Here is a 10,640-nt window from a genome sequence, read left to right as displayed (position 1 = left end):
CTCCCCGGCCGGGCGGTCGAGGTGCGGGTGCCGCCCTATGCGGCCGTGCAGTGCATCGAGGGGCCGCGCCACACGCGGGGGACCCCGCCCAACGTCGTCGAGACCGACGCCAGGACCTGGCTCGAACTCGCCACCGGCCGCCGCAGCTGGCAGTCCGCCGTCTCGGCCGGGCTGGTCCGTGCGTCGGGGACGAGGGTCGGTGAGGTCGCGTCGGGGCTGCCGGTGGTGCGACCGGGGACACGGGAGTGGGGTCACGGGGGTCCGGGAACGTACACTTGAACGGCACCGCCGGGGTCTGTCCGGGCGGACCGCCCCGAACCATGAGGGAGCACCACCAGGTGGAGAGCACGTCGTCACGTCCGGGCACGTCCGGACCACTCCGCCGCACAACGAGTCGCGCCGCCGTCGGTCTGGGTCTGCCCGACCCGTCCGTTCCCGGTCCGACCGGCCTGCCTGTCGACGCCGAGCGCATCGGCCCGGTCGAGGAGTGCGGTGTCTTCGGTGTGTGGGCTCCGGGCGAGGATGTCGCCAAGCTCACCTACTACGGCCTGTACGCGCTGCAACACCGAGGCCAGGAGGCCGCAGGGATCGCGGTCGCGGACGGTGAGCAGGTCCTGGTCTACAAGGATCTCGGTCTGGTGAGTCAGGTCTTCGACGAGAAGACCCTCGAATCGATGAGCGGCCACGTGGGCGTGGGCCACTGCCGGTACTCGACGACCGGCGCGGCGTCCTGGGACAACGCCCAGCCCATGTTCCGGCCCACTCCCGGTGGAGGGTCCGTGGTGCTGGGGCACAACGGGAATCTGGTCAACACCCAGGAACTCAAGCGTTACGCCACGTCGATCGGTATCCGTGGGTACTCCGAGAACAGCACCCACTCGGACTCGGACATCGTCTCCACCCTCCTCGCCCACGACGCGGGGGACGGGGGGCTCGAGGAGGCGGCGGCCCGGTTGTTGCCGCGACTGCGCGGTGCCTACTGCCTGACGTTCTCCGACGAGAGCACGCTGTACGCGGCCCGCGACCCTCACGGGGTGCGCCCCCTCGCGCTCGGTCGGCTCGAGCGGGGCTGGGTGGTCTCGTCCGAGACCTCTGCGCTCGACATCGTCGGGGCGTCGTTCGTCCGCGACATCGAGCCCGGTGAGCTCATCGCGATCGACGCCGACGGCGTCAGGTCGCGCAGACTGGCGGAACCCGCCCCCAAGGCCTGCGTCTTCGAGTACGTCTACCTGGCGCGTCCCGACTCGGTGATCAACGAGCGGCTGGTCAACTCCGCTCGCGTGGAGATCGGTCGCACGCTGGCCGCCGAACACCCCGTCGAGGGCGACCTGGTCATCCCGGTCCCGGAGTCGGGCACCCCGGCCGCGGTCGGATACGCGCAGGGCTCCGGAATCCCCTTCGCACAGGGGTTGACCAAGAACGCCTACGTCGGCCGCACGTTCATCCAGCCCAGTCAGACGATCCGGCAGCTCGGAATCCGGCTCAAACTCAACCCGCTTCGCGAGGTGATCCACGGGAAGAAGCTGGTGGTGGTGGATGACTCGATCGTCCGGGGCAACACCCAGCGGGCCCTGATCAGGATGCTCAGGGAGGCGGGCGCCCTCGAGGTGCACGTCCGTATAGCCTCTCCTCCGGTCCGGTGGCCGTGCTTCTACGGCATCGACTTCGCCAGCCCGGCCGAGCTGATCGCCAACGGCGTCGACGTGACGGACGGGATGCTCGAGGGTGTCCGCAGGGCGATCGGCGCGGACACCCTCGGGTACATCTCGGTGGACGGGATGATCTCGGCCACCGGGCAGCCGCGGGACGAGTTGTGCGCCGCGTGCTTCGACGGCCACTATCCCATCGCGCTCCCGGACGACTCGCCCATGAGTGCGGCCGTGCTGGCCCTGGCCGCCCAGGTCGACGGCGAGACCCCCGACCGGCACCTGGTCCTGCACGACACCACGGACGCCGTCCGCCGACCCTGACCGGGCGCCCGCCCAGGGGCGCCGATGAGGAGAATCGACCATGACCGAGAACCACCACCCCGCGCGCGGCGCCTCGTACGCCGCCGCCGGTGTCGACATCGACGCCGGCGAGCGCGCTGTCGAACTGTTCGCGCCCCACGCCAGGCGTGCGACCCGACCGGAGGTGATGGGCGGTCTCGGGGGTTTCGCGGGGTTGTTCTCCCTGAAGAACACGTATCGGCAGCCGCTCCTGGCCTCGTCGACGGACGGCGTCGGCACCAAGATCGCGGTGGCGCAGGCCATGGATGTCCACGACACGGTGGGCATCGACCTCGTGGCGATGGTGGTGGACGATCTCGTGGTGTGCGGCGCCGAGCCGCTGTTCCTCCAGGACTACATCGCCATCGGCAAGGTCGTGCCGGAGCATGTCGCCGCCATCGTCGAGGGGATCGCCGAGGGGTGCGTGCGGGCGGGATGTGCCCTGCTGGGCGGGGAGACCGCCGAGCACCCCGGGCTCATGGCGCCCGGCGAGTACGACATCTCGGGCACCGGGGTCGGGATCGTCGAAGCCGACGAGGTGCTCAAGGCGGAGAACGTCCGCCCCGGCGATGTGATCGTGGGTATGGCGTCCTCGGGTCTGCATTCCAACGGCTACTCACTGGCCCGGCACGTGCTGCTGGACCTCGCTCGCCTACCGCTGGAGGGTCACGTCGAGGAGTTCGGTCGGACACTGGGCGAGGAACTCCTCGAACCCACCCGCATCTACGCCCTGGACTGTCTGAGTCTCATCGCGGAGACCGACGTCCGAGTGTTCAGCCATGTGACAGGCGGAGGCCTCGCGGAGAACCTCGCGCGGGTCATGCCGCGCGGACTGGTCGCACGGCTCGACCGAGGGCGGTGGCCAGTGCCCGCCGTGTTCGGCACGATCGCCCACCACGGCCGTGTCGAACAGACCGAGATGGAACGGACGTTCAACATGGGCGTCGGGATGATCGCCGTCCTCCCGGCCGAGGACGTGGACCGAGCCCAGGCCGTGCTCACGGCACGGCACGTCGACAACTGGGTGATCGGGCACGTGGACAAGGCTGGAGAGGACGCCGCGGACTCGGCCCGCGTCGTCCTGGAGGGGTCGCACGCCAGATTCTGACCGGGGGGTCAGACCCCACCGCACACACATGGGCCGGGCATCCAGCGGGATGCCCGGCCCACGTGTGTGCGGCTGGAAGTGCGGTCAGAACCTGCTGTCGCCGTCGGACCACGAATCGTAGGGGTCCTCGTCCTCGTCGGCACCGGGCCGATCGGTGCTGACCCGAGTGGTGGGTGCGCCACCACCGGCCAACTCCGCCTGGAGACGTTCTAGGTCCGTCTGCGGAGTGTTGTACTTGAGTTCGCGAGCGACCTTGGTCTGCTTCGCCTTCGCGCGGCCTCGGCCCATCGACCTGACCCCCTCGGAAACGGTGCTGGGCCACCTCGGGGGTGCCCATCAATGTGAGTATCTGCCTGCCCACAGGATAGCGTGCCCGGCCCGGAATGTCCGCCCGGGTGTCGCGGGGCGGCCTGCGGCACCTACCACTGGCCGCGCAGCCTGCGGATCGCCTCGCGTCCGGCCTGCGGACCGGAGTCGTCCGGGAGGGAGTCGGGGTCGAGGGCGGCGGAGACCCCGTCCACCTCCAGGGCGGTGCCCGGCGCGACCGACCTCTTGATCAGCGCGAGCGCCACCGGACCGTCCTCGTGGTGATGGACGACGGTGCCCAACCGGCCGACGGGGCGACCGCCGACCGTGACCGCGGCACCGGGGGTCACGGACTGGTCGACGCCGGAGCCGTCCAGGTGCAGGCGGACGAGGACCCGGGGGGACTTACCCAGATTGTGGACGCGGGAGACCGTCTCCTGACCCCGGTAGCACCCCTTGTCCAGGTGGACCGCGCCCCGCTGGGCCACCTCGCCGATCCACGCGGGGACCTCGTGGGGGATGGTCTTCTCGTCGGTGTCCACGCCGAGCCGGGCACGCAGCGGGATCGACTCGGCCGTGCGCATGGCCTCCAGCGCCCACGACCCCGCGGGGCGGGCGCCGGAGCGGACGGCCGAGTCGAACCACGCGGTCAGGTCGGCCCGGGGGACGAGGAGGTCGATCGAACCCGCGGCCGGCCAGGGCATCCGGCGGGCGATACCTCCCCCCGGGAGCGGGACGCTCGCGTAATCCCGGCGGGGGAGCTCGACCGGGGTCCCGTCCGGTGCGGTGACCGTGTCGGGCAGCCCGGTGCCGACGAGGGTGACGACGACGAGGTCGGCCGTCCGCGGGGCGGCGTCGGCCCAGAAGACCATCCGGGTGAGGAACGCGAGAAGGTCCGCGCCCCGCCCGGGCTCGGTGTCCAGCACGAGCGTCCCGTCGACGTCGGACAGCACCATGTGGTGCTCCACCCGGCCGTTGGCGTCGAGGATCAGCGTCTCGGCGCCCGAGCGGTCCGGGAGGTCCGCCACGTGCTGGGAGACGAAGCCCTCGAGCCAGGACAGCCGCTCCGCGCCCCCGATGGTCAGGACGTCACGGTGGGAGCGGTCGACCACCACCACGGAGCTGGCGGCCACACGCTGCTCGGCGAAGGGGTCCCCGTAGTGGAACGGGACCCCGGCGTCGGGGCCGGGGCCGGGGGCGTCCACGGCCCCGGGACGGTCCAGGATCGGGCTGCGGTAGCCGGGGTCGGGCCGGTCGGGCGCTGCTGGGACGGTCACGATCGCGATCCTACGTGCGTCGTCGTAGTGTTGCCGCCATGGGCACTGTGGCGGCAGAAGGAGTCGACGGAGCGGCGGGCCGCTCGGCGAACACGCGGGTGGTCGTCCTGGTCGAGGGGGGTCCGGACGGCCCCCGGCCCCGGGTGCACCCGGCCGGCGAGCCGTTGCTGCTGGCGGATGACCTCGCCGCTGTGCGGGGGGACGGATGTTTCGAGACCCTGCTCGTGGTGGGTGGTCGGCCGGCCAAACCCGAGCGGCATCTCGCCCGGTTGGCCAGGTCGGCCTCGGCGCTCGGCCTCCGCGGGCCCACAGCCGATCAGTGGGAGGTGGGGATGGCCCTGGCCGCCCGCGAATGGGGCCCGGACTCCGAGGGGATGCTGCGACTGGTGCTGTCCCGCGGCCCGGAACGAGGGGGCCCGGAGACGGCGTACATCACCGTCGCACCCGTCGGCCCGCACGCCGTGCGGGCGCGGGCGCAGGGCATCGCGGTGACCGTGCTGGGGAGGGGATTCCCGGCGGACTTCGCCGCGTCGGCGCCCTGGATGCTGCTCGGTGCCAAGACCCTGTCCTACGCGGCCAACATGGCGGCACTGCGCCACGCGGCCGCGAACGGGTTCGACGACGTCGTGTACCTGTCCTCCGAGGCGGAGGTCCTCGAGGGCCCCCGGTCTACGGTCGTCATCGCCCGATCGGGCGAACTCGTCAGCCCGCCGGCCGAGGTGGGGATCCTCGAGGGCACCACACTCGGGGCGCTCGCGGAGGTGGCGAAGCGCGACGGGGTCCCGGTTCACCGCGAGAGGCTCCTGCTGTCAGATCTGCTCACCGCCGATGCCGTGTGGTTGCTCTCCTCGGTCACCCTCGCCGCACGTGTCCGCCGCATCGACGACGTCACACTGGACGGGCCCGAGCCCGGGATCGACGTGGCCGGGATGGTCGACCGCGCCGTCGGGCGGGCCCAGGGCTCCGATTCTGGATAAATTCCCTTCATCCTCCCTGCTAGGGGTGTCCAAGACCACACAGTGCCGTATTGAGTACCGATACCCCTAGGCGTACCGTCCTGCATAGGGCCGCCCGATCAGGTCGTGGCGGTATTCGTAACAGGAGCTCGGGCTCATGGACGTACTCGACATCTCGCGGTGGCAGTTCGGGATCACCACCGTCTATCACTTCGTCTTCGTCCCGTTGACGATCGGTCTGGCCCCCTTGGTGGCGGTCATGCAGACCGTGTGGGCGGCCACCGGGAAACCCGGGTGGTATCGCGCCACGAAGTTCTTCGGAAAGCTCTTCCTCATCAACTTCGCGCTCGGCATCGTCACCGGAATCGTGCAGGAATTCCAGTTCGGGATGAACTGGTCCGAGTACTCCCGGTTCGTCGGCGACGTCTTCGGTGCGCCCCTCGCTCTCGAGGGCCTCGCTGCGTTCTTCCTCGAATCGACCTTCCTCGGGCTGTGGATCTTCGGCTGGGGACGTCTGCCCAAGGCGGTCCACCTCGCGTCCATCTGGATGGCGGCGATAGGGGTGAATCTGTCCGCGTACTTCATCATCGCCGCCAATTCCTTCATGCAGCACCCCGTCGGCGCGGTCTACAACCCCGAGACAGGGCGGGCGGAACTCACCAGCATCTGGGCGCTCCTGACCAACCCGACGGCGCTCGCCGCGGTGCCACACACCATCGCGGGCGCCTTCCTCACCGCCGGGACCTTCGTCGCCGGCATCGGGATGTGGTGGATGGTCCGCGCCTCGCGCCAGCAGGTCGAGCTCGTCGCCGCCGGCGACGTGGACGCCGGGGCGGAGAAGAAGACCCAGGCACGCGAGATCTTCCGGCCGGTCACCCGGCTCGCGCTGTGGGTGATGATCGTGTCCGGAGCAGCACTCATCGCCACCGGGGACATCCAGGGCAAGTTGATGTTCGACCAGCAGCCGATGAAGATGGCGGCCGCGGAATCCCTGTGCCACACCGAGACCGACCCGAAGTTCTCCGTTCTGACGGTGGGGACACACAACAACTGTGAGTCGGTCAGCCACCTCATCGAGGTCCCGTACGTTCTCCCGTACCTGGCGGAGGGGCGGCTCTCGGGCGTCGAACTGCGCGGAGTCCAGGATCTCCAGGCGCACTACGAGGAGCAGTTCGGGCCCGGCAACTACTCACCCAACCTCTTCGTGACCTACTGGAGTTTTCGGGCCATGATCGGACTGGGTGTCGGTTCCGCCCTCCTGGCGGTCGTCGGCCTGTGGTACACCCGGCCCTCGGCACCCGTCCCCGATCAGCGCTGGCTCGGGACCCTCGGCATCGCGGCCATCCCGTTCCCGTTCCTCGCCAACTCGGCGGGCTGGGTGTTCACCGAGATGGGACGTCAACCGTGGGTCGTGCACCCCAACCCTGTCGGCGATCCGATGATCAGTCTTCTCGTCGGCCAGGGGGTGTCCGACCACTCTCCGTGGCTCGTGCTGGGTTCGCTGGCCGGGTTCACGATCGTCTACGGCGCCCTGGCCGTCGTGTGGTTCGTGCTCATCCGCCGCTACACCATCGAGGGGCCGCTGGAGCACGATGCGGAACCTCACCTCGGGCCACCCGACGGCGATGACGCCGGACGGCCGCTGTCCTTCGCGTACTGACAGGGAGAGAGCTCATGGGACTCCAGGAACTCTGGTTCATCCTCATCGCCGTGTTGTTTCTCGGATACTTCGTCCTCGAAGGGTTCGACTTCGGCGTGGGGATCCTCATGCCGGTCCTCGGGCGCGGTCCCGACACCCCCGATCGAGACCTCCGTCGTCGCGCCGTGCTCAACACGATCGGCCCGGTGTGGGACGGTAACGAGGTCTGGCTGCTGGTCGCGGGTGGGGCGATGTTCGCCGCGTTCCCGGAGTGGTACGCCACCCTGTTCTCCGGCTTCTACCTCCCGCTGTTCCTCATCCTGATCGCATTGATCCTCCGGGCCGTCGCGATCGAGTTCCGGGGCAAGATCGACACCGCCGCGTGGCGGCGCAGATGGGATCTGGCGATCGTCGTCGGCTCCGTGGTGCCCGCGGTCCTCTGGGGAGTGGCGTTCGCCAACATCGTCCGGGGGTTGGCCATCGACTCCGACAAGAACGTCACCAGCACTCTTTTCGACCTGCTCAACCCGTATGCCCTGGTCGGTGGCCTCCTCACCCTGACCGTGTTCACCCTCCACGGGGCCGTGTTCATCGCGCTGAAGACCTCCGGGGAGCTGCGGACCGAGGCGGTCAGGATCGCGCGGATCCTGGCACCGTCCGGGTTGGCGCTGGGCGGGGTCTTCACACTGTGGACACAGCTGGCCCACGGGCGCATGTGGACCTGGGGCGCCGTCGCGGTGGCCGCCGCCGCCCTCGTCGGTGTGGTCGCGGCGGTCTACGCGGACAGGGAGGGTCGGGCCTTCGCCGGTACCACCCTGGCCATCTCGGCGGTCGTCGTCCTCCTGTTCGGTTCGCTCTTCCCGGACGTCATGCCCACCACGTTGGCGGAGGGGGTCGGTCTCACCATCGAGAACGCCTCGAGTTCGCACTACACCCTCGTCGTCATGACCTGGGCCGCCGCGGCCCTCACCCCGGTGGTCCTGGTCTACCAGGGCTGGACCTACTGGGTGTTCCGCAAGCGCATCTCGGTGGACCAGATCCCTCCGTCGATCGGCCTCCGGCCCGCGCGGTCCGGGAGGAGCTGACCCCCGGTGGCGGCCCCACTCGATCCCCGGCTGCTCCACGAGTCGCGTTCGGTGCGCCGTCACCTCACGATCTCGGTGGCCCTCGCGGCGGTCACGGCCGCGGCGACGGCCGCGTTCGCGATCCTGCTCGCCCGGGTGCTCGCGGGCGTCATCACCGATCCCTCGGTGCGTGCGCTCGACGCCTGGACAGAGGAGCTGACCGGGCTGACCGTCGCGGCCGCCGTGCGGGTCACCGCGACATGGGCGCAACAGCGTCTGGCGCGCGCGGGCGCCGGAGAGGTCGTCGACGACCTCCGTGCCCGTGTCGCACGCGCCGTGGCGGGATGGGATCCGATCGAACGCCGACGGCGATCGGCCGAACTCGACGCCATCCTCACCACCGGACTCGGGGGCCTGGTGCCCTATCTCGCCGGGTACGTGCCGGCGCTGACGACCGCGGTCGTCGTCACCCCCGCGCTGGTCGTGGTGGTGGCACTGGTCGATCCGCTCTCCGCCGTGGTGATCGCGGTGACGCTCCCGCTGATCCCGGTCTTCATGATCCTGGTGGGCACCCTCACGAGGTCACGCACCGAGCGGCAGTTGCAGACCATGTCGACACTGTCCGCCCGCGTCCTCGACCTCATCGCGGGAGTGCCCACACTCGTGGCGCTCGGACGGGAACGCGGGCCGGAGGTTCAGGTCGCCGCGGCCGCCCGGGCTCACCGTCGCGCCACGATGGACGCGCTGAGGATCGCGTTCCTGTCCTCGATGGTCCTCGAGCTCCTCGCGACGCTGTGCGTGGCGCTGGTGGCGGTAGGGATCGGTCTGCGGCTCGTCGTGGGCGACATGGATCTCGCCGCGGGGATCGCCGCACTGATACTGGCGCCCGAGGTGCACCAACCGCTCCGCGCGGTCGGTGCCAGGTTTCACGAGTCCGCCGACGGCGCCCTCGCTGCGGACCGGGCCTTCGAGGTGCTCGACGGTCGCGCGGGCGAGCGGCTCGACGATCGGTCCGGCAGGGGAGGAGGCGGCACGGTTCGCGTCGCCGAGGGGCCCGCCCGGATCGAGATCGAGGGCCTCGAGGTGCGCAGCCGCGACGGGATGCGGCCGGCCGGTCTCGACCTGGTCGCCGAGCCCGGCCACCTGACCGTCCTCACCGGACCGAACGGATCGGGTAAGTCCACCGCCATCCTCGCGTTGTTGGCACTGCTGTCGACGTCGCGGGTCGAGGGGGGCCGGATTCGTATCGGGGGGATCGACGTCGAGGACCTCGATCGCGAGACGTGGTGGTCGCGGGTCGCGTGGCAACCCCAGAGTCCGACCCTCGTGTCCGGCACCCTGCGCGAGAACGTCGAGCTCTTCGGTGTGGACCCGGCTCGGCTCGACGCAGCGGCCCGGTTGGCGGGTGTCGACCGCGTGGTCGCGGAACGGGAGGAGGGATGGGATAGCCCTGTGGGCCCCGGGGGCGGTGGACTGTCGACGGGGGAAGCGCATCGGCTCGCGCTCACCAGGCTGTTCGCCGCGGACGCCGATGTCCTCGTCGCCGACGAGCCCACCGCGCACCTGGACGGGGAGACGGCCGGTCGGGTCGCCGACGCCCTCCGCGACCGGGCGCGGTCCGGCAGCACCGTCCTGGTCGTTTCGCATGCGCGAGAGGTCCTCGACTCCGCCGACGTCGTGGTGACACTCACCGCCGCGGGCACACCCGCAGCGCGACCGGAGGTGGCCCGGTGACCGACTTGCGCCACGTCCTCGCGCTGCTGGAACTGGACCGCCTCCGGGTGGCGCGGGCTGTGCTGATCGCCGTTCTGACCCTCGCCGCGGCGGGGGCGCTCGCCGCGATCTCCGCATGGTTGATCATCCGGGCGTGGGAGCGGCCCCCCGTGATGGACCTCACCGTCGCCGTCGTCGCCGTACGCGCACTCGGTATCGGCCGTGGCGTCTCACGGTACCTGGACAGGCTCGCCTCTCACGACGTCGCCCTCCGGGGTGCCGCCAGTGCGCGGGAGCGCCTCTACCGACGGTTGGCTGAGGGTTCCGCCACGCCGGCGCTCCGCAGCGGTGACGTACTCCTGCGCTCGGGCCGCGATCTCGATGTGGTCGCGGACACCGTGGTCCGCGTCCTCATCCCCGCGATGGTGGCGGCCGCGTTGTCGACCGGTGCGGTCGTCGCACTCGCGCTGCTGTCACCCTTGGTCGCACTGGTCATGGCGGTCTGCGTGGTCCTCGTCGGGGTGGTCTTCCCCGCCCTGGCCGCCCGGGCGGCGCTCGGAGCGGAACGGGCGGTCGCCGCGGCCAGCTC

The 10,640-nt window shown here is 70.6% G+C and carries 9 protein-coding genes and 1 pseudogene; 8 read left to right on the top strand and 2 right to left on the bottom strand.

All coding sequences use genetic code 11. The features are described 5' to 3' along the window. From IY392_RS12775 to purM, 3 genes are all read left to right on the top strand, one after another. Nucleotides 1-279: sterol carrier family protein (locus IY392_RS12775; RefSeq protein WP_228549367.1), on the top strand; the 279-nt coding region annotated here is incomplete at its 5' end. A 41-nt stretch (nucleotides 280-320) separates the two neighbouring features. After that, nucleotides 321-1,970: an amidophosphoribosyltransferase gene (gene purF / locus IY392_RS12770; RefSeq protein ID WP_107755794.1), complete on the top strand. Its 1,650-nt coding sequence runs from the start codon at nucleotides 321-323 to the stop codon at nucleotides 1,968-1,970. 40 nt (nucleotides 1,971-2,010) lie between these two features. Continuing rightward, nucleotides 2,011-3,096 carry a phosphoribosylformylglycinamidine cyclo-ligase gene (gene purM / locus IY392_RS12765; RefSeq protein WP_194861420.1) on the top strand — a complete coding sequence of 362 codons (1,086 nt, stop codon included), beginning with the start codon at nucleotides 2,011-2,013 and terminating at the stop codon, nucleotides 3,094-3,096. 84 nt (nucleotides 3,097-3,180) lie between these two features. On the opposite strand, the gene IY392_RS12760 is transcribed toward purM, so the two are convergent. After that, complete coding sequence (locus IY392_RS12760) at nucleotides 3,181-3,384, bottom strand: DUF3073 domain-containing protein (protein ID WP_107755796.1); 204 nt, start codon at nucleotides 3,382-3,384, stop codon at nucleotides 3,181-3,183. 131 nt (nucleotides 3,385-3,515) lie between these two features. Continuing rightward, on the bottom strand, nucleotides 3,516-4,679 hold the full coding sequence (locus tag IY392_RS12755) for a folate-binding protein YgfZ (RefSeq protein WP_194861419.1): 1,164 nt from the start codon (nucleotides 4,677-4,679) through the stop codon (nucleotides 3,516-3,518). 38 nt (nucleotides 4,680-4,717) lie between these two features. On the opposite strand from IY392_RS12755, the gene IY392_RS12750 reads away from it, so the two are divergent. The 5 genes and pseudogenes from IY392_RS12750 to IY392_RS12730 form a co-directional block, all read left to right on the top strand. Further along, nucleotides 4,718-5,656 carry an aminodeoxychorismate lyase gene (locus IY392_RS12750; RefSeq protein WP_194861418.1) on the top strand — a complete coding sequence of 313 codons (939 nt, stop codon included), beginning with the start codon at nucleotides 4,718-4,720 and terminating at the stop codon, nucleotides 5,654-5,656. A gap of 136 nt (nucleotides 5,657-5,792) precedes the next feature. After that, entirely contained in the window at nucleotides 5,793-7,295 is a 1,503-nt protein-coding gene (locus IY392_RS12745; protein ID WP_107755799.1) for a cytochrome ubiquinol oxidase subunit I, read from the top strand. 14 nt (nucleotides 7,296-7,309) lie between these two features. After that, nucleotides 7,310-8,359 (top strand): cytochrome d ubiquinol oxidase subunit II, encoded by a 1,050-nt coding sequence (gene cydB / locus IY392_RS12740; protein WP_182613692.1) that lies wholly within the window; start codon nucleotides 7,310-7,312, stop codon nucleotides 8,357-8,359. A gap of 6 nt (nucleotides 8,360-8,365) precedes the next feature. Continuing rightward, nucleotides 8,366-10,072, top strand: a complete 1,707-nt coding sequence (gene cydD / locus IY392_RS12735; RefSeq protein ID WP_194861417.1) for a thiol reductant ABC exporter subunit CydD — start codon at nucleotides 8,366-8,368, stop codon at nucleotides 10,070-10,072. Further along, nucleotides 10,069-10,640 (top strand): annotated as a pseudogene (locus IY392_RS12730) (ABC transporter ATP-binding protein); the annotation flags it as partial. The gene cydD and the pseudogene IY392_RS12730, both read left to right, overlap by 4 nt.

The sequence above is a fragment of the Dietzia sp. SYD-A1 genome (assembly GCF_015356725.1).
GTDB lineage: Bacteria > Actinomycetota > Actinomycetes > Mycobacteriales > Mycobacteriaceae > Dietzia.
Note: the sequence above shows the minus strand (reverse complement) of the source record. Positions and strands in the feature narration are given on the sequence as shown.